Source organism: Vibrio sp. 10N.261.46.E11, assembly GCF_041472735.1.
Taxonomy (GTDB): domain Bacteria; phylum Pseudomonadota; class Gammaproteobacteria; order Enterobacterales; family Vibrionaceae; genus Vibrio.
On the sequence record NZ_JBFRQW010000033.1, the window covers coordinates 19,709 to 38,229 of the forward strand.

Genomic DNA, 18,521 nt, shown 5'->3' on the forward strand with positions numbered 1-18,521 from the left:
AAGACACAAAAAGAGTCCTTAAAATGAATATAGAAACGATTAAAAAGCTAAACCAGTACCGCAGTGACAAGCAAAAAAAGTACAACACAGATGATCAAGACGGCATGTTTAATGTTGACGCATCACAAGCAACACTAGAGATAGAAAGTATCCGACAGACTGATGAGTTCCTTAGTCGAGTTAATTTAGTTTCTGTAGGTCTACTTGTGGGGGAAGGGATTGGGCTTGGTAGCGGGAAGTTAATTGCAGCCCGAGTTGACACCCTGCGCGGAGGAACGCGCACCGCTCGAAAAATAAAACCCGATGTTGCAATGCAATATGAGTGTCACCAGATTAATTTTGATTGTGCTATCTCTTTCGAGACAATGGACGCATACGCACATCATGACAACTTTAGCGACTGCCTTGAGCGTGAGATCAGAAAGCATTCAAACCTTGATTTAATTAGAGTGGGTTTCTTTGGTAAGCAAGCAGCCGACAACTCAAATGTTACTCTAAACCCTAACGGGGAGGATGTAACGAAAGGCTGGATTCAAGCCTTGAGAGACAACCGTCCTGAATCCATTTTAGAAAAAAAGGGCTATCCCGTTAATATTGGTCAAGGTGGGGATTACTTAACCGTAAATGATGCAGTATGCGCGGTAAAGGACAAGGTTGCTGCAAGGCATCGAGATGTGAATGATTTAGTGGTACTTCTTGGTAGCGATCTAGTAGCGCACGACAGAGCTAGCTTCTACCAAAAGCAAATCGACCCAAAACAACCCGTCCACCAAATAGAACTGCGCCAAATAAAAGAATCATATGGAGCAATGCCTGCCTTTATGCCTTCTTGCTTTCCAGCACGCGGAATCATGGTAACAAGCTTTGATAACCTCTCCATTTACTTTTTGAATCACTCATTCCGTCGTTCATTTGGCAAGAGAAACGACAGCAAAAACCTTATTGAGAACTTCGAATCTGCTCAGGTTTGCTACGTTATCGAGCAACTTGACAAAGCGGCCGCTATTGAGTTTGAGAAGGTAAAACTCAAAAAAGGAGACGCTTGGGGCTAACCAAGTGTTGCGCTGGCTGTGAGTGATTTTGTGGGCCAATCGGTGATAACGACCAGCCCATACGAAAACAAAGAAAACCCAACAAACTAAAGAGCAAATTATGACAAATCCCATTAAAGACAAGAGCAAGGCAAAAAAGGTCAAACTACCAATTCCCATCACTAAAGAAGTGAATGGAGAGCCTGTTGTTTACACAGAAATTGAATTAAACAAACCAAACAGCGGACACCTACGCGGTGTTAGCCTGTATGACATTGGGGGTTGTGATTTTGATGCCGGCTCTCAAGTAATACCTAGAATCTCATGCCTAAACGAGCGTGACATGCTTAACCTTGAGACGGAGAATTGGGCACCACTGCTCACGACGCTAGCCTCTTTTTTTGTGAATACGGAAGCGTAATAGAACAAATCAAACGTGTTGAGCCACTCTACGCTGATATTGCTGCCATGTTTCATTGGCAGCCTAGTGAGATAGACAAGCTCACATTAGATGAACTGCTGCACTTCCGTGAGTTAGCCATTGAGCGAACCCAACAAGAATCCGAAAGGGGCGATTAGCTCCTTTTTTTTGTATCTAAAAAGTGAGAACCCATATGAAGATGAACCTATCGGTGCTTATGAGCCTGAAAGACAAAACTACAGCCCCGCTAAAAGAGATGAGAAAAGAGTCCAACCATTACTCTAAAGCCATAACAAAAATTCAAAAACAACAGCAAGACGACTCTGCCACTATTGGGATGATAGATAGCTTCAAGGCCACGAAAGAGGCAATGAAAAGAAACGAGCTTGCGGTTGATACTGCAACCGAAAAACTCAGAAAGCTAGAAGAGCAATCAAAAAAAACAGATAAACCAAGTGCTGCGCTCACAGAAAGTATCGCCAAACAAAGAGAAAAGCTTAACGCGCTTATAGACACCCAAGAGCGAAGTGGGGCTAGGTACATAGAGCTAGGCAGGCAAATAAAAAAAACAGGCGTAAAGATGTACGACCTTGACGGTGAAAGTGAACGCTTAAGCAAGCGTCACAAGGCACACAACAAGGAAATTACCAAACTGCAAAAAAAATACCACCTACTTCAGGCAGCCATGAAGCCCATCCGTAAGCTAAATGGTAAGCTCAAAATGCCAACCATTGCAGGAGCTAAGAATGGAATGGTGGCAAGTAGTGGTGTAATGGCTTCTATGGCTGGTTTTGGGTTGATCATCAATGACACAGCAACCAAGATCAATGAAATGGCAAGGGCGGCTGATGATGTAAAAATGCCTATAGGCGAATTACAGGCTCTTAGGATGCAAGCCAAATTAGCAGGTGCAGAGTCTGAAGATATGGACGCTGCAATTAAAGAAATGATGTTGCGATGGGGCGAAATGAAAACCCTAAAAAGCGGCGCAATGAATGATTATTTCAAAGATACGGGCAACCAAAAAGCCTACGATGATTTAATGCAGGCTAAGAACGCCACCGAAGCTTACCAAGTATTACTGCGTGAGATAGCCAACGAAACCGACGAATCAAAACAAAACTTTATGGCTGACGAGTTTTTTGGTGGCGATAGTGAAAAAATGCTTGCAGTTCTGCGTTCGGGGACGGATGGTCTTGCCAAAGCCAAGCAGCTTCTAAGAGATAGTGGTGGAGCAGTTAGCTCTGAGTCCATAAACAACGCCAAAATGTTCACAGACTCAATGAAGAAGATGGGGGCGATAGTTGATTCACTGAAAATTAGCGCGCTAACCCCTATCATGGCTGAATTGTCATTCATCATGGAAGATCTAGCTCTAACCATGAAGGACGTGGGGGAGCGTAATAAAGTAATTGCTCAGTTGCGGGATTTTGTAAAGGGTGCGTTTACCGTTTTTCGAGGATTGGGCGGTGCGATAAGATTCTTAGTTGAAAACTTTAGTGAAGTTGTTGCGATAGTCGCCATGTTCAAAATTGGTATGGTTGCGCTCAATGCTGTCATGATGGCAAATCCCATTAGCTGGATGGCTGTAGGTATTGCAGCTGCGGTTGTAGGCGTAGGTTATTTGATTGCTAAGTTTAATGAGCTAGTTGACATTAGCAAGGCGTGGGACGGTATAACCTCATGGTTCTCTGACGATGACGGCTCTAAGGAACTTGCAAAATCAGCACAGCAACAAAAAAGACTTAAATCAGAGTTAGAGCTAACACATGCACCAAAAGAGCCACGACAGGGTGAGAGTAACGCCTACACCGAAGGCAGTAGAGACACTTACAACAACACCTATACGGCAGTAAATAGAGACACTTTCAACACCTACCAACCAGTAAAGTCACCCACACTACAAAGTAAATCAGAAGTATCATTGACCATTAAATCTCAAGCTCCTGTGGCAATAGACAAAGCGAAGAGCGACAAAGGAACATCTCTTAGCATGGATGTTGGAAGCTTATCATCGAGCTTTTAAAAAAAGCCCGCTACTTAGCGGGCTTTTTAATTGTGTGGTCATTTTGTGGTTGGTTTTATTTGTTTTTCGAGTAAAAACAACAAGTTATAACGTTATTTATGCCATCATAGGATGGCTTTGACTTCAGTTGGGATTTGGCTTGGCGAGCATATTCGAACTTGCTTATGCCGACCGAGCTCTCCCTTCTCTATCTTAATTTGCCCTTTTGCGACCTTAAACTGTTTCGCTAAGTATTTCGCTAAATGGGCATTGGCTTTGCCATCTACCGGTGGGGCGGTAATGGCAATTTTTAGTTCCTCACCATGCAAGCCAACAATCTTGTCTCGGCTTGCTTTAGGTTGGATATAGAGCCTAAGAAGAATATCGTCTTCCTCGGCCCAAACCGCTTTTGGCATCGTAAAAGTACCTGATGTTTGTACTTGAATTATAGCTGATACCAAATAGGACCAATCATGTCGCCCATTAGGAAGTTCGCAAATTGCAGAACAATGAACAGAACCAGTACGCTTAGGTCGAAACCACCCATGTCCGGAAGGATACGGCGGATAGGCACTAACATTGGTTCAGTTAGTTGATGGAATACGTACTCGATTGGGCTACGACCTTGGCTTACCCAGCTTAGGATTGCACGGATAAGTAGAACCCAGAAAATTAAACCACCAGCCGCTTTGAGCAGAGACAGTGCACCAAAGATTAGGAAGCTAATATCGAAAACGGCAGCGCCACCAGAGATAATCAGGTTTAGAGCAACGAACTTAAGTACACACAGCACGTAAGCAAAAACAACCGTCGCCAGATCAAGGCTGCCGATTGATGGGATAACTCGGCGTAGCGGGGCAACAACTGGTTGTGTCGCTTTTACGATGAATTGTGAGAATGGATTGTAGAAATCTGCACGTGATGCTTGTAGCCAGATACGCAAGATCACAACCATGATGTAAAGATCAAAAACGGTCGAGATCAGAAAGCTCATCGAGTTCATATTGTTTCCTTTTTCGGATTTACTTGCCGCTTAGATATCACTTGAGCGACAAAATACTTGTTTACCTTGATTGGTACTAAAACAGTTTTTCCATCTCTTCAGCTCGTGCTACTGCCGCTTGCATGGCTTTGGCTACGATGTCTGATAGTTGATGTTCATTGAATGTGCGCAATGCTTCTGCGGTCGTGCCGCCTTTTGAAGTTACTTGTTCACGCAATGTTGATAATTCAGTGTTTGGGTTCGCTACCACCATCTCTGCCGCGCCTAACGCAGACTGCTGAACTAATTTACGAGCGGTTTCTTGGTCGAAGCCTTGGTTGACTGCTTCTGCTTGCATCGCTTCCATAAACAGGAAGAAGTAAGCCGGAGCACTACCCGCCGCCGCAATAATGTTATTGATACCAGACTCTTGCTCAACCCAGCTTACTTCACCTACAGCTTGCATCAGCTGAGAAGCAAAGTCTTTATCATCTTGGCTAACGGTTGAATCGGCATAAAGACCGCTCATCCCCTTCCCAAGTAGTGATGGCGTGTTTGGCATCACACGAACAAGGTTTAGCTGGCAGTTTAACATCTCATTGAGTCGATTCGCATTAATACCCGCGGCAATTGAGATAATCAGTTTGTTGCTGAAGTCGATATCTTGTAAGGGCTTACATACATTAGCCATCATTTGTGGCTTCACGGATAACACAACAACGTCTGCTTGCTCTGCTGCTGCAATATTATCGCTGGTGGTATTGATGCCGTATTCTTGTTCTAACGGCAACCTTCTGGTTTCTGAAGGTGCGGTTGCCGTAATCTTTTGCGCTGGGTAACCACTCGCGACTAAGCCCGCTACAATTGAGCGAACCATGTTTCCCGCCCCAATAAAGGCGATGTTCTTATGTTCCATATATAAAATCCTGAGCGTGTCGCTGCGCGGATAAGGCGAAGCGTTATCAATACTTGTACTTGTCGTTGGTTATTTACTACGGCTATTTCGCGTAATCACGAGCGCCGAAAATAGCCGTTCCAATACGAACCATTGTGCTGCCAGCCTCAACGGCTGCATCCATATCACCACTCATCCCCATAGATAGGGTATCGATGTCTGGATACTTCGCGGATAACTTATCTTTAAGCTCTGCCAGTTGAAAGAACGCATTAAGCTGTGATTGATAGTCAGAGACGTTTGCAGGAATCGACATCAATCCTCTTAAGGTGAGGTTAGGGAGCGATGAAATCAACTCCGCGAGTGCAAAAACTGTCTCTTCTGAGGTTCCTGACTTGGACTCTTCACCACTGGTGTTTACCTGAATCAGCACCTGTAGAGGTGGAAGTTCGCTTGGACGTTGATCATTAAGTCTTTGTGCGATCTTATCGCGATCAACGGAATGTACCCATTGGAAGCTTTCCGCGATTGGACGAGTTTTATTGGACTGAATTGGACCAATAAAGTGCCACTCTAAATTTAGGTTAGAATGTTGTTCTGAAAAGTGTTTTACTTTATCGACACCTTCTTGAACATAGTTTTCACCAAAGGCAACTTGGCCTCCGAGTGCGGCTTCTAGAATCGCATCAATAGGTTTAGTTTTGCTGACGGCTAAAAGTTGCACGGACTCTGGAGCTCGTCCGCACTTTTGCTCAGCACTACGAATCTGTGAGGTGATTTGTTCGATATTTTGTTGAATACTACTCATAGCTGACTTTACTTAAGGGAAAATAAATGGATATCACTGAGTTACTAGATTTTAGTGTAAAGCATAACGCGTCAGATCTACATCTTTCTGCGGGTGTATCTCCAATGGTACGTATAGATGGTGAAGTAAGGAAGCTTGGAATCCCAGCTTTGAGTCATGCTGATGTGCATCGTTTGGTTTTTGAGATCATGAGCGATTCGCAGCGTGGTGAGTTTGAAGAAAAATTGGAAGTCGACTTCTCTTTTGAATTGCCCAATGTTGGTCGTTTCCGTGTGAATGCTTTTAACCAAGCTCGTGGTTGCTCGGCTGTCTTTCGAACTATCCCTGTAGAGATCCCAACTTTAGATCAACTAGGTGCGCCTGAAATCTTTGAAAAGATTGCCAACTACGAAAAAGGTTTAGTGCTCGTTACTGGCCCAACAGGCTCTGGTAAATCAACGACCCTTGCGGCGATGGTTGATTACGTAAACCGCAACCACAACAAACATATCCTGACGATCGAAGACCCGATTGAATTCGTTCACACCAACAATAAATGCCTTGTTAACCAGCGTGAGGTCCATCGTGATACTCACAGCTTCAAAGCGGCGCTGCGCAGCGCGTTACGTGAAGACCCAGATGTTATCCTTGTTGGTGAGCTTCGTGACCAAGAAACGATCAGCTTAGCGCTAACCGCAGCGGAAACCGGTCACTTGGTTTTTGGTACCCTACATACCAGCTCTGCAGCAAAAACGATTGACCGTATCATTGATGTTTTCCCTGGTAGCGATAAAGACATGGTGCGTTCAATGCTGTCTGAATCGTTACGATCGGTAATTGCACAGAAGCTGCTAAAACGTGTAGGGGGTGGTCGTGTGGCTTGCCATGAAATCATGATGGCGACACCAGCGATCAGAAACTTGATTCGTGAAGATAAGGTCGCTCAGATGTATTCGATCATTCAAACGGGCGCAGCACATGGCATGCAAACCATGGAGCAAAACGCGAAGCAGCTGATGGCTCAAGGCTTGGTTGACTCGGAAGAGATCGAGAAAAAGATCGAAATTGAAACCTCAATGTTTTAATCAAGGTGCACATAATGGAATTGAATCAAATCCTTGAGGGAATGCTGTCTCAAAAAGCGTCCGATCTTTATATCACCGTCGATGCGCCTGTCTTGTTCCGTGTCGATGGTGAACTACGACCGCAAGGCGAGAAGCTGAATTCGGTTCAGGTCGCTCAACTACTTGATGCGATGATGGATCAAGACCGACGTGATGAATATCAGCAAACGCGTGAGGCTAATTTTGCCATAGTGCGTGACTTTGGGCGTTTTCGTGTCAGTGCATTCTTTCAACGAGAGCTACCTGGAGCGGTCATTCGACGTATCGAGACTAACATCCCAACCTTTGAGCAATTAAAGCTTCCAGATGTACTGCAGGACCTTTCAATCGCTAAGCGCGGACTTGTGTTGGTGGTTGGGGCGACAGGCTCTGGTAAATCGACCTCAATGGCTGCGATGACTGGTTATCGCAATACCAACCGCTCGGGGCATATCTTGACGGTTGAAGACCCAATTGAATTCGTTCACGAACATAAAAAATGTATCGTGACTCAACGTGAGGTTGGGCTCGACACCGAGAGCTATGAAGTCGCACTTAAGAACTCGTTACGTCAAGCGCCAGACATGATCTTGATTGGCGAAATCCGTAGCCGTGAAACCATGGAATACGCGATGACCTTTGCTGAAACGGGTCACTTGTGTATGGCAACTTTGCACGCGAATAATGCCAACCAAGCGTTAGAACGTATTCTTCACTTGGTGCCGAAAGAACAGAAAGAGCAGTTCCTGTTTGATTTGTCGATGAACTTGCGTGGCGTGGTTGCTCAACAGTTAATCCGAGATAAGAATGGCAGCGGTCGTCATGGTGTGTTTGAAATTCTGCTGAATAGCCCTCGTGTGTCTGACTTGATTCGTCGTGGTGAACTACATGAACTGAAAGCAACCATGGCAAAATCAAAAGAGATTGGTATGCAGACCTTTGACCAAGCTTTATATGATTTAGTTGTAGCAGGCAAGATCAGCGAAGAGGATGCATTCCATAGCGCGGATTCTGCCAATGACTTGCGTTTAATGCTCAAGACTAATCGTGGTGATGAAGACTCCGGAACTAGCACGTTGGCTGGCGTTAAGATAGATATGGGCTAGTCTACTTTATTGATAAACACAAAACCCGCTTCTGTGGCGGGTTTTATTCGTTTATAACTTAGCCATATTGTGCTTCAAACCAGCTCTCTAAAATAACCACAGCTGATTGATTATCAACGTTGCCTTTGCTTAGTGCTTTATAGCCACCCATGTTAAAAAGGTCGGCTCTTGCTTCCGCGGTCGATAGCCTCTCATCATGCAGTTCAACATCCACACCAAAGCGTCCTTTCAGGCGGTTAGCGAACTTCTTCGCTCTAGGGGTGATAGTTGCTAGATCTTTGCCATGAAGGTCGGTAGGAAGGCCAACCACGATAAGATTTGGTTGCCATTCCTTAATTTGCTTCTCGATATCGTCCCAGTTTGGGATGCCATCTTTGGCTTTAAAGGCTTTCAGAGGGCTTGCTGTGCCTGTGATTTCTTGTCCAATCGCACTGCCGATACTTTTTGTACCGTAGTCAAATGCCATAATTGTTCGTGACATGGGGCTTCCAAATTAATCTGTGTTTGAGTGTATATTTTATTGAACTGAGTAGAGCTAGGCGTGGCCTGCATCTGCTGAAAGCTGAGCGGCATTAATACCTAACATTTGCACGGCAACTTTCCAGCGATCCGAAATTGGTGTGTCGAAGATGACCTTTGGATCGGCCTCAACGGTTAGCCATGAGTTTTCAGTCAGTTCGATCTCCAGCTGACCAGGCTCCCACCCAGAATAACCAAGTGCAACCAGATAATTGATAGGTTCATCTTCAGTCCCTAACACCATCAAGATATCTTTTGATGTTGTTACCGAGATTTGGTCCGTCATGTTGATACTGGATTGATAGCTGCCTTTGGGCTTGTGCAAAATAAACCCGCGGTCTTCTGCTACAGGTCCACCGTTTAATACGGGCTTATCAAGGCTTGCTTGGTTGGGTTTCGGCTGTTCAGAATCAACCTCAACTTGCTTAAGCATGCTGCCGACAGTGACATCAATAGGAGCGTTGATCATCAAACCCATCGCACCTTCGTCATTGTGCTCACAAAGATAGATCACCGAATTTTTAAAGTATGGGTCTTTCATTCCGGGCATAGCGACCAGAAAGTGGTTCGTTAAATTCATAGAGCCTCCTGCCAGTGTGTTCCCAGTAAAGGAAAAAGAGCGGCGTAAAGCCGCTCATTGTTCTTTGCCTAGATATTTTTGTGTTTTCGAATAGCTAAGGCTTTCTTTAGTTTAGGCTATTTAGCGTTAACGCGACGCTCGATTGCATCCATTAATTTGCCCGTTACCGAAATATCAAAAGCAGCTTCAATTTCACGGATACAAGTAGGGCTTGTCACGTTGATTTCAGTCAGTTTGTCACCGATAACATCAAGTCCTACAAAGATTAAACCTTTCTCTTTTAATGCCGGTGCAACTGCTCTTGCGATAGCCCAGTCTGTTTCACTCAGCGGGCGAGCTTCACCTGTACCGCCAGCAGCAAGGTTACCTCGAGTTTCCCCTTTCGCAGGAATACGCGCTAGGCAGTAAGGCATTGGTTCACCGTCAACCACAAGAATACGCTTATCACCATTGCTGATGTCTGGAACAAAGGTTTGTGCCATTGCGTAGTTTTGACCGTGGTTGGTCAGTGTTTCGATGATCACTGATACGTTTGGATCGCCTTCCTTCACGCGGAAGATTGACGCGCCACCCATGCCATCAAGTGGTTTAAGGATCACATCACCGTGTTTCTCGCGGAACTCTTTAATCTTTTCAGCTTTACGAGTCACGATGGTGGTTGGTGTGAGTTCTGGGAACCAAGCTGTGAATAGCTTTTCATTACAGTCACGTAGGCTTTGTGGTTTATTTACGATCAGTGCACCGTTCTCTTCAGCACGCTCAAGAATATAAGTCGCGTAAATGTACTCAGTATCAAACGGAGGATCTTTACGCATCAAAACTGCATCTAAATCAGAGAGAGCGATAGTCTGTTGTGACTTGAATTCGTACCAACCGTTTGGATCTTCTTTTAGTTCTACAACCTTAGTGTCAGCAATGGCTACGCCTTGATCTAAGTGTAGGTCATCCATTTCCATGTAATGGATTTCGTAACCACGACGCTGAGCTTCAAGCATCATGGCAAAGCTAGAGTCTTTTTTGATGTTAATGGATGAAATTGGATCCATTACGATGCCAAGTTTGATCATTTCTTTCTCCTAGCCTAGATCGCCAAAACGGACTTGTAAGGCGGTAATTGCGGTTAGAGCAGCAGTTTCGGTACGAAGTACACGTGGACCGAGTAGCGTCTCTTCAAATTTGTATTGTTCTGTCATACCGATCTCTTCAGCGGACAGTCCGCCCTCAGGACCGATCAATAGGCGTACTTTGCTGATGGGCTCTGGAAGGGTATTAATTGAGTATTTTGCACGAGGGTGCAGGTTTAGCTTCAGTGCTTCGCTTGGTTCACTGCACCACTCTTCAAGCTGCATGATTGGGCGAATAACCGGAACCGTATTGCGTCCACATTGTTCACATGCCGCGATAGCGATCTTTTGCCATTGTGCGAGTTTTTTCTCGAAACGTTTTGTATCAAGTTTAACGCCGCAGCGCTCAGAAATCAGAGGGGTAATGGTGTTTACACCAAGCTCTACCGATTTTTGAATTGTGAATTCCATTTTGTCGCCACGTGAAATCACTTGGCCTAAATGTAAGTCTAACGGAGATTCGCTGCTACGTTCGATACGTTCAGTAACATTAACTGTGACGTTCTTTTTTGATACTTCAGCAATTGTCGCAGGGAATTCAGCACCACTGCCATCAAACAGAAGAACGTCTTGGCCTTCTTTCATACGAAGGACTCGACCAACATGACCCGCGGCATCTTCGCTAAGAGCGAGTTGCCCCAATGGGTGAATCAATTCAGGGTGGTAAATTCTTGGAGTTCGCATTTTTTAATATCTCACGCTGTAGAGCAGAACAATAGGATGGAGTCTAAGGTGAAATAAAACAAGTCGGTACATAAATATTTACAGGAAAACCTTATAAAAAATAGAGCCATATATTCATCATTATTATAGTTTACTGTATGCTGCCCCAGAATTTTATGTGATGAAGATCTCACATATCCTGAGTTCTCCTCTTATTGTCTATCTACGCAGAAACGAAACGATATGAAAAAAACACTGTTAATAATCTGTATGTTAATGCTTCTCTCTGGATGTGGAGGAGGTGGTGCTGAAGGAAAAGCAACGGATAATTCGCAAGTTGGCTCTGGCGGCAGTGGCTCTGGGAGTGCTGATGGAAGCGGTGGCGGAGGCGGCAGTGATTCGGGCGGCTCTGATGGAAGCGGTGGCGGAGACGGCAGTGGTTCGGGCGGTTCTGGTGGAAGTGTTCAACCGCCATTGTCCGATTATGAAACTCTGCCTTTGACATTCACGACTGATGTTGTGCGTAATGGGCAAACAGTGAAGTTGCAGGTGTCAAAGTACTCAGCACGTCGCAGCGATACTAAATTTTATTACTATGATGCGGCAAAATCTTTAGAGCCGATAGCTTTTGAGTACACGCCAGAGGTTAGGAGTTACCGCGGGAAAATAGTCGGAGAGGCGGCTTCGCAAGTTGTAGGTTATGTAAATTCTAAAAATATATTTTATGGTTTTGTTTTTTATGGTGAAGACAAAGCTTGGACCATAGATCAACTTGTAGTGCCGAATATCAATACTGGAGCAAAGAAAAAACTTGATCCGGAATTAAATCGACAGCCTAAAGAACTCATACCAACGGATACTAATTATCAATTGCCTGTACCTTCGCTGGTTTCTCCTATTCCCACTCAATCTCAAATGAAACTTCAAATGAGCAGCTTGGGCTACCTTGTTGATATTGATTCATTTGAGACGTCCTTTAATAAAGACATAATTGATGCTGTTGCTGCAATGGATCATACAACGAATGCCTTGGATTATTTTTTTGCCAGAGATGCTTTAATTCGAGTGGATTACCCTATAGGTTTGATTACTGTAAATAGCGGCGGTAAAACAGCGTCAGAGCTTTATTCAAAATTGAAGTCATTTGTTCAAAATACGTCACCGAGTCCCTTTTCTATATTTCAAAACTTTTTTAAGAAAGGACAGCGTTGTGCTGCTTCAGGTTTGAGTAGTAGTTGTGATTTTCAACCTGACTTGGCCCACACTTTACACGAAATAGGCCACACATTTTCATTAGGTCACCATGTCGGACCTGAAACCAATACATTAATGAATTTTGCTTTAGCTATTGACACAAATATGATTTCAACAATGAAATCTTCAGGAGCAATTGAACAACGTTTGGCCCCTGCAATGGAATCTAAAATAAGTCCGAAAGCTAATATAGTTCATGTAGGAACAAGCAGAAACACAAGTATTACAGTAGATGTATTAGACAATGATTTTGATGCCAATGGAGCAAATGATGGAGGTCGATTATCTTTATATGGCTACACACCATTGAGCCAACGCGGTGGTAAAGTTGAACGTCTAGGTTCAATGTTAAAATACACACCAGCAGAAGGCTACGTTGGAGAAGACCACTTTAGCTATACTATTACTGATGACTCTGGCTTGAAAGATAGTTCTGAAGTGCACGTTAGCGTAAAAAGTAAAGCTAGGGTGCTGTATTTATCTGATGCGAAATATACGACTAGACAAGATATCAAAAACCATGCAGAACTTGATAAACCTAACTTTGATCATTTAGTTAATCGAGCTGGTAGGGAGATGTTCTTTGGTAAAGTATCAACACCGGCTTATCCAAATTCCGGTTTTTATCAATATATAATTGATCAAACATCCACAAATACACCGGCTGTACAAACTGAACCTACATTTGAAGAAAATAACTTGATGACACTACAAAAGCATATGCCGCATGACTTAGTGCCCGGTAAGCAAAGTTTTTCGATAGTAACTCGTTATAAACAGGATGGTTATTACCAAACGGTATCTGAAAATAGAGGTATTCATGAAGTTAGCCTATATAGCTCAGGTAAACTCGATGAAGGTTTCGCACTTTCGCACTTTAATGGTAACCGTCATCGACCTGGCGAACCCGAGAAAGGCTTAGGTTGGACATTGGTGGGGCGTCAAATGTTTTCAAGGCAATCATTTGATCAAAAGCCTCATGTGGTTCATGCATTTGCTAAGCCAGACGCTGCAAACATAACGGATAATACTTGGCACTCAGTTGCGTGGGTTATAGATCGAGAAAATAATAATGTATCAACATGGGTTGATGGAACTATTCTTCCTATGGCCTTAAGCACAGATCCTACAAACTTTATGGATTACGTCCCCTTACCTCGTGATTTTGGCGGAGTATATCCAGGTGGGACTTATGGCTGGATTGATTCTAGTTGGGATGCTTCAACAGAAGGATATGGGCCTTGGTTTATGAGAACAAATGGCTCTAATACAGGTTCAGGAGCAAATAATATATGGGTTTCTTTTACCAAGTTTATCTCTGATAAATTTGCAGTAGATGATGTGCAAATTTACACTTATGCTCTTCCTGATTTAGAAATTAAAAGTATTGCTACAAATAAAGAGAAGGCTTTCACAAATAGCCCTGTCAATGGTCATTACCAATCATTTTCAAAAGGATTAGACTTAACATGGGACTCAAAGAATGCTGATTCCTATAAAGTAAATTGGGGATACGATGCTACGGTATCAACATCGATGAGTGAGCAGACAACTCAATCATTATCAATTACTCCTGACTCTAACCAAAAGGCTATCTATTGGAGAGTCGATAGTAAATATGGAAGCGATTGGATTGAAGGTAACGTATGGAGTGTCACTAACTCGGATGTTCTTGGTGAAGCTATCGCAATTACCTTTACAAAAAATGAATTAACAGATAGCGCTGTCGGTTCCGATAATGACCCTTGGCCAATTAACTCTAGTCACTCTATGAATGGAATTGATTTTAAAGTTGAAGGACAAGTTTACTCAAATGACGCATCGATTTTACGTTTAAGTAAAGGCGATACCATCACTATTACGGACAATAATGGTAAAGACTTTTCTCAAATGCGCTTCTCTGCGAGCCAGTGGACAGACTATAAAGAAGGGTTCTTAAAAGCACAATATCACGATGGTAGTGAGTGGATTACGTTGCTTACGTTAGATAAAGGTGGGGTGGCAAGTGGATATGGGTATTTAGGAGAATGGAGTCACCGACCTGGTATTGCATCGACATCAAGCCGAGGGAGTAAACCTGATTGGTATGATCCATCAGCGCTGAGTGGCTCTGCTTACTATACGGTTACGCTTCCTAATAACGTATCACAAGTACGCCTTAAATTTGAGAGTGTAGAGTCTGATAAAAACCAAATCGCGATAGATCAACTCAATGTATATCGTTAATATTTATACAGGCACTAAGTAATAAATCACTTGTAAAGAAGGCTTAAACAATAGCTTGTTTAAGCCTTCTTTATTTACCGACATGAATTGGAGACAAAAGGGTTGTGATTACCTTGAATTCTGTAGATACGTTGGTCTCGCGTACACTCCCATTCATCGACAGGAAACTGCTTGTTCCACGCCATCATCAGGTTAGTTTGCTGCTTAGATAGCTTGAAACCATACTCTTGGCTCATGTAAAGGTAGGTACGCGCGATAGAGCCTTTTGCTCGGTCTGGCGGCATCACTTTGCGCTGCTTGAAGTTGACCTGCATTTCACATTGACCATAGCTCACGCCATCCATTCCATTCCACTGACTGAAATTGTAATTAGAGCGATCACCGTTAACCTCGCCAATGGCCGGAGTCAGATTATGAAGATCGGCTTCCATCGAGTTGAATACTTTGTCATTACGAGTGCAGTTCTTACGTCCGCCATCCTGCCAGCACTGACGCTGGTGGCCGAATTGCCAAGCTGGAACCACGTGTTCCCACTCAATCCGACTTGCTCGCTTTTGTTGTTTTCTGACTTGATAACCACAGCCGTCGAGGTCAGGGATACCTTTCTTTTTGTCTTTCCAAGTGATGTCACAACCACAATAAAATGAAGTCGGGTGATCGAGATAAATCTTCACGGCTTCTTTTTTTGCTTTGGAGAAGGAGCTTGGTGGAGCGGCGAAAACACTTTGGGTTACCAACAGGCCAAATACTATTGATAGATAAAAGGATACCGATAGGCCAAATACTTTTTGAGTGGTTTTTTGCATAGAGAAAGACTGATGAAAGTATGATAAACAACAGTCTAGCACTCAAATGTTAGTTCTCTCTATTACATTTATTCGAGTTACCTTGTGAGCTTAAGACTTAGCTCAATTGAAGGCCTGTAAAAGCTAAGGTTTGTTGACACTGTTGGCAACGATAAGTTGATTGGTTGCGGATGACTTTATTGTGTCGTCTTATCGACAGTGGGTAAGTGGTGCAATCACATCGGTACTCAAAGGTTTTGCCCTGCACTGAGGTGATTTCTAAGCTGTGGGTCGTTCTAGCTGGTACATTGAATACCTTTTCCATCACGTATTTCCACTCATTCCCATGAGGTTTAACTCGTCCGAAGACCTGATGTGTGATCAGATGTGCGAGTTCATGAGGCACGACTTCGTTAATAAAGGCATCTTCATTTTCGCTGAATAGCACTTGGTTGAGTTTTATCTCGTTTAACTGGAGGTAGGCTTTTCCCGCTGCCTTTCCTCTTAACTTGTAAGTGACGGTTGGGCATGGAAATTCACGAGAAAAATGTTGATTAGCGATAGCTAGGCATTCGCCCAGTTTTTTATTTACTCGATGTTGTTGCGGGGTGTAAGACAAGTGTTGTTAACTCCAAAAAAAGCCTCAGCGTTTAAGCTAAGGCCTCATCATAACATTGCTCATCGATCGTGAAACGATTTAAACATGATGTTTCTTTTTGATGACTTCGTGGTAAGCATGCCATGTTCCATAACCAAGTAATGGCATCGTTACAATCATACCCACACCGTAGGTCGCGAAGCCGACTAAGATACCAGTGCCAATGATACCAGCCCAAACGACCATCGCAGGGATGTTTGATTTAACAGCGTTGAAGCTAGTAAAAATCGCACTCATTACATCTACACGCCTCTCCATCATTAGTGGAATTGAAAATGCTGAGATACTAAATATCAGGCTAGCGATAACTAATCCAATCACCGAACCAGTAATAAGGAATGGCGCAAACTCGCTTAATGGTGCCCCTTGAACTGAAGGGTAAAGTGCGTGCAATAATGCAGCGATACGCATCCAGAATATCATCGCAACCATTAATACAATCGCAAACGCCCATTGGTGGGTTGAGTTGCGTGTGATGGCTTTCATCGAGTGCAGTAGGCTAGCGTTGTGCCCCTTTTCTCTTTCCCAGGCTGCGTCATATAAGCCTAGGGCAAGAAACGGCCCTATTAGCATGTACACAATCAAGCTTGGCATAACGACCAAATGTGTTCCTTGCCATTGGACAAGTTGAACAATGACGATGGCCGCACCCATAAAGCACAAACCGTAAAATGCGCTGATTAATGGCATTCTCACTAAGTCGTGCAGAGCAAGCGACAACCAATGAAAGGGCGCGGAAATACTCACCTGATTACATGGTATTGTACGAGCGTATTCTGAGTCTTTGATTTCTTTTTGTTTATCGTCGAAGTCTTGTGTATTCAATGTACGAGGCATAGATCCTCCTTGATCGGTTTTCTACCTGCGCTGCAGTTAAACTGCAGCGAACGAAACTCGATGCCCGACTTGGCGACGTCTTTAATGTAAGCGCGCATCAGCTAAATAGTTTACGAAGCAAAGTCTGAACTTGATTTGTTCGTTAACATTATTTTAACTATTGACCGTGAAGCGACAAATATCAACTTTTGACAAACGGTTCTTAGTGAAAGCGTTAAAGGAGTATTTTTTCGCCCATACTTAATAAAGTGCTCCTTTGAATATTTTCGCTACCAAATCAGGGTTATACGGGAAGTACCAATGTGCATAAGAAGCGATGGTGTTGTGTTTTATCCAAACAGGATCGGTTGGCCTACCATATTGAGATTCAGGTTGAGTTAGCACGGTTTCTTTACTGTTTGTTTTTGAATAGTGGAAAGTATGACCACGCAGCATTTGACCATCGAAACTAGCTTCTAGGATCCCCAGCGCGGCTAGCTTCTTCTGCATAGTCGCTTTGGCATTTAACGCTCCAACCATGTTTTCTGTTTGGTTTTCTGAATCGGTCAGTGCTTTGTTGAGGTACAACATGCCGCCACATTCGGCTAAGCAAGGCTTCCCTTGTTCAATGTGTGTGATGATTTGCTGCTTCAGCGCATGATTGAGCGCCAACTTATCCATGTGTAATTCAGGGTAACCTCCCGGTAAATACAAAGCGTCACATTGTGGTAAATCATCATGTGCCAGTGGTGAGAAAAATGACAATGTTGCGCCTAATTCAACCAGCAGATCAAGGTTGGCTTGGTACAAAAAAGCAAAACTCTTGTCTCGAGCAACTGCAATTGTATGACCAGTTAATGATTCATGTCTGGCTGGTAGTGTTTGCTTTGGCTTTTCAAATGCTTGTGCTGTTGGTAATGGGATCTCACCATGTTTTAGTAGTAGCTTGGCTGCGTGATTAAGTCGCTCTTCTATGTCATCTAACTCTTGTGCTTGTACTAAACCTAAGTGGCGTTCTGGCAGTGACAAATCCATGTCTTTTGGTAACCAACCACAAAACTCGGTTTCAGGTTTTAGGCTTTCTTTTAGCATTTCAGCGTGACGTTCAGAACCGACGCGGTTTGCAACTACACCAAATACATCCACGTCATCACGGAATGTTGATAAGCCATTCACAATAGCTCCGAAGGTTTGTGCCATTGCGCCAGCATCGACAACAGCTAACATCGGAAGGTTAAATTTAGCGGCAATATCAGCACTTGAGCATTTACCATCAAACATGCCCATTACGCCTTCAATTAGAATGACATCCGCTTCTAGGGCGGCTTGATAAATTAAGTGTTGGCACTCTGCTTCACCACACATCCACAAATCTAATTGGTAAGTGGGCGTATCTGATGCAATAGACAGAAATTGTGGATCAATAAAATCAGGCCCAGTTTTGAATACTCGAACTTTCTTTCCTTGTTGAACCAAAGCTCTTGCTAGAGCAGCGACCACGGTTGTTTTTCCGCTTCCAGAAGAAGGTGCGCCTACCACTAGGGCAGAACAGTAAGCTGTAGACAT

At 43.7% G+C, this 18,521-nt stretch carries 19 protein-coding genes; 7 read left to right on the plus strand and 12 right to left on the minus strand.

From position 1 onward, the window contains the following. The first annotated feature begins 23 nt into the window (after positions 1–23). The 4 genes from AB4407_RS11225 (at position 24) to AB4407_RS11240 (ending at position 3,478) form a co-directional block, all read left to right on the plus strand. Positions 24–1,052, plus strand: coding sequence for a P2 family phage major capsid protein (locus AB4407_RS11225; protein WP_372120599.1), 1,029 nt, complete (start codon positions 24–26; stop codon positions 1,050–1,052). Between the two features lie 100 nt (positions 1,053–1,152). Further along, positions 1,153–1,452, plus strand: coding sequence for a phage tail assembly protein (locus AB4407_RS11230; protein WP_372120600.1), 300 nt, complete (start codon positions 1,153–1,155; stop codon positions 1,450–1,452). Then, positions 1,398–1,610: a GpE family phage tail protein gene (locus AB4407_RS11235; protein ID WP_372120601.1), complete on the plus strand. Its 213-nt coding sequence runs from the start codon at positions 1,398–1,400 to the stop codon at positions 1,608–1,610. The genes AB4407_RS11230 and AB4407_RS11235 overlap by 55 nt, the downstream gene beginning before the upstream one ends. Before the next feature lie 35 nt (positions 1,611–1,645). Then, complete coding sequence (locus AB4407_RS11240; protein WP_372120602.1) at positions 1,646–3,478, plus strand: hypothetical protein; 1,833 nt, start codon at positions 1,646–1,648, stop codon at positions 3,476–3,478. Between the two features lie 104 nt (positions 3,479–3,582). Here the strand turns inward: AB4407_RS11240 and yggU are convergent, their stop codons facing one another. The 4 genes from yggU to AB4407_RS11260 all read right to left on the minus strand — a co-directional run bounded on the left by yggU (position 3,583) and on the right by AB4407_RS11260 (position 6,142). Then, on the minus strand, positions 3,583–3,873 hold the full coding sequence (gene yggU, locus AB4407_RS11245; RefSeq protein WP_009847703.1) for a DUF167 family protein YggU: 291 nt from the start codon (positions 3,871–3,873) through the stop codon (positions 3,583–3,585). 29 nt (positions 3,874–3,902) lie between these two features. After that, positions 3,903–4,460 carry a YggT family protein gene (locus AB4407_RS11250; protein ID WP_017067798.1) on the minus strand — a complete coding sequence of 186 codons (558 nt, stop codon included), beginning with the start codon at positions 4,458–4,460 and terminating at the stop codon, positions 3,903–3,905. A gap of 76 nt (positions 4,461–4,536) precedes the next feature. Beyond that, the gene (proC, locus tag AB4407_RS11255; RefSeq protein WP_123284040.1) at positions 4,537–5,355 is read right to left on the minus strand and encodes a pyrroline-5-carboxylate reductase; all 819 of its coding nucleotides are present in this window, start codon (positions 5,353–5,355) and stop codon (positions 4,537–4,539) included. 82 nt (positions 5,356–5,437) lie between these two features. Then, the gene (locus tag AB4407_RS11260) at positions 5,438–6,142 is read right to left on the minus strand and encodes a YggS family pyridoxal phosphate-dependent enzyme (protein WP_048659420.1); all 705 of its coding nucleotides are present in this window, start codon (positions 6,140–6,142) and stop codon (positions 5,438–5,440) included. Positions 6,143–6,168: 26 nt separating this feature from the next. Between AB4407_RS11260 and AB4407_RS11265 the strand changes: the two genes are divergently transcribed. Next, positions 6,169–7,206 (plus strand): type IV pilus twitching motility protein PilT, encoded by a 1,038-nt coding sequence (locus tag AB4407_RS11265; protein WP_123284041.1) that lies wholly within the window; start codon positions 6,169–6,171, stop codon positions 7,204–7,206. Between the two features lie 14 nt (positions 7,207–7,220). Beyond that, positions 7,221–8,330: a PilT/PilU family type 4a pilus ATPase gene (locus AB4407_RS11270; RefSeq protein WP_372120603.1), complete on the plus strand. Its 1,110-nt coding sequence runs from the start codon at positions 7,221–7,223 to the stop codon at positions 8,328–8,330. Positions 8,331–8,388: 58 nt separating this feature from the next. On the opposite strand, the gene ruvX is transcribed toward AB4407_RS11270, so the two are convergent. The 4 genes from ruvX to rsmE form a co-directional block, all read right to left on the minus strand. After that, the gene (gene ruvX, locus AB4407_RS11275; RefSeq protein ID WP_372120604.1) at positions 8,389–8,811 is read right to left on the minus strand and encodes a Holliday junction resolvase RuvX; all 423 of its coding nucleotides are present in this window, start codon (positions 8,809–8,811) and stop codon (positions 8,389–8,391) included. 54 nt (positions 8,812–8,865) lie between these two features. Further along, the gene (locus AB4407_RS11280; protein ID WP_372120605.1) at positions 8,866–9,429 is read right to left on the minus strand and encodes a YqgE/AlgH family protein; all 564 of its coding nucleotides are present in this window, start codon (positions 9,427–9,429) and stop codon (positions 8,866–8,868) included. Positions 9,430–9,545: 116 nt separating this feature from the next. Beyond that, on the minus strand, positions 9,546–10,496 hold the full coding sequence (gene gshB, locus AB4407_RS11285; protein WP_372120606.1) for a glutathione synthase: 951 nt from the start codon (positions 10,494–10,496) through the stop codon (positions 9,546–9,548). 9 nt (positions 10,497–10,505) lie between these two features. Then, positions 10,506–11,237 carry a 16S rRNA (uracil(1498)-N(3))-methyltransferase gene (gene rsmE / locus AB4407_RS11290; protein WP_372120607.1) on the minus strand — a complete coding sequence of 244 codons (732 nt, stop codon included), beginning with the start codon at positions 11,235–11,237 and terminating at the stop codon, positions 10,506–10,508. A gap of 222 nt (positions 11,238–11,459) precedes the next feature. Between rsmE and AB4407_RS11295 the strand changes: the two genes are divergently transcribed. Further along, positions 11,460–14,696: an Ig-like domain-containing protein gene (locus AB4407_RS11295; RefSeq protein ID WP_372120608.1), complete on the plus strand. Its 3,237-nt coding sequence runs from the start codon at positions 11,460–11,462 to the stop codon at positions 14,694–14,696. A gap of 74 nt (positions 14,697–14,770) precedes the next feature. Here the strand turns inward: AB4407_RS11295 and AB4407_RS11300 are convergent, their stop codons facing one another. From AB4407_RS11300 to AB4407_RS11315, 4 genes are all read right to left on the minus strand, one after another. Further along, a complete protein-coding gene (locus tag AB4407_RS11300) occupies positions 14,771–15,502 on the minus strand; it encodes an endonuclease (RefSeq protein ID WP_372120609.1) in 732 nt (243 codons plus the stop codon). 97 nt (positions 15,503–15,599) lie between these two features. Next, the gene (locus AB4407_RS11305) at positions 15,600–16,100 is read right to left on the minus strand and encodes a SprT family zinc-dependent metalloprotease (RefSeq protein WP_372120610.1); all 501 of its coding nucleotides are present in this window, start codon (positions 16,098–16,100) and stop codon (positions 15,600–15,602) included. 78 nt (positions 16,101–16,178) lie between these two features. Further along, entirely contained in the window at positions 16,179–16,976 is a 798-nt protein-coding gene (locus tag AB4407_RS11310; RefSeq protein WP_372120611.1) for a DUF2189 domain-containing protein, read from the minus strand. A gap of 240 nt (positions 16,977–17,216) precedes the next feature. Continuing rightward, complete coding sequence (locus AB4407_RS11315) at positions 17,217–18,521, minus strand: cobyrinate a,c-diamide synthase (RefSeq protein ID WP_372120612.1); 1,305 nt, start codon at positions 18,519–18,521, stop codon at positions 17,217–17,219.

Bases quoted from the DNA above. Each gene is read 5' to 3' on its own strand.
- AB4407_RS11225 (WP_372120599.1), top strand. From the start codon at position 24: ATGAATATAGAAACGATTAAAAAGCTAAACCAGTACCGCAGTGACAAG.
- AB4407_RS11230 (WP_372120600.1), top strand. From the start codon at position 1,153: ATGACAAATCCCATTAAAGACAAGAGCAAGGCAAAAAAGGTCAAACTA.
- AB4407_RS11240 (WP_372120602.1), top strand. From the start codon at position 1,646: ATGAAGATGAACCTATCGGTGCTTATGAGCCTGAAAGACAAAACTACA.
- yggU (WP_009847703.1), bottom strand. From the start codon at position 3,873: ATGCCAAAAGCGGTTTGGGCCGAGGAAGACGATATTCTTCTTAGGCTC.
- AB4407_RS11250 (WP_017067798.1), bottom strand. From the start codon at position 4,460: ATGAACTCGATGAGCTTTCTGATCTCGACCGTTTTTGATCTTTACATC.
- proC (WP_123284040.1), bottom strand. From the start codon at position 5,355: ATGGAACATAAGAACATCGCCTTTATTGGGGCGGGAAACATGGTTCGC.
- AB4407_RS11260 (WP_048659420.1), bottom strand. From the start codon at position 6,142: ATGAGTAGTATTCAACAAAATATCGAACAAATCACCTCACAGATTCGT.
- AB4407_RS11265 (WP_123284041.1), top strand. From the start codon at position 6,169: ATGGATATCACTGAGTTACTAGATTTTAGTGTAAAGCATAACGCGTCA.
- AB4407_RS11270 (WP_372120603.1), top strand. From the start codon at position 7,221: ATGGAATTGAATCAAATCCTTGAGGGAATGCTGTCTCAAAAAGCGTCC.
- ruvX (WP_372120604.1), bottom strand. From the start codon at position 8,811: ATGTCACGAACAATTATGGCATTTGACTACGGTACAAAAAGTATCGGC.
- AB4407_RS11280 (WP_372120605.1), bottom strand. From the start codon at position 9,429: ATGAATTTAACGAACCACTTTCTGGTCGCTATGCCCGGAATGAAAGAC.
- gshB (WP_372120606.1), bottom strand. From the start codon at position 10,496: ATGATCAAACTTGGCATCGTAATGGATCCAATTTCATCCATTAACATC.
- rsmE (WP_372120607.1), bottom strand. From the start codon at position 11,237: ATGCGAACTCCAAGAATTTACCACCCTGAATTGATTCACCCATTGGGG.
- AB4407_RS11295 (WP_372120608.1), top strand. From the start codon at position 11,460: ATGAAAAAAACACTGTTAATAATCTGTATGTTAATGCTTCTCTCTGGA.
- AB4407_RS11300 (WP_372120609.1), bottom strand. From the start codon at position 15,502: ATGCAAAAAACCACTCAAAAAGTATTTGGCCTATCGGTATCCTTTTAT.
- AB4407_RS11310 (WP_372120611.1), bottom strand. From the start codon at position 16,976: ATGCCTCGTACATTGAATACACAAGACTTCGACGATAAACAAAAAGAA.
- AB4407_RS11315 (WP_372120612.1), bottom strand. From the start codon at position 18,521: ATGTCTACAGCTTACTGTTCTGCCCTAGTGGTAGGCGCACCTTCTTCT.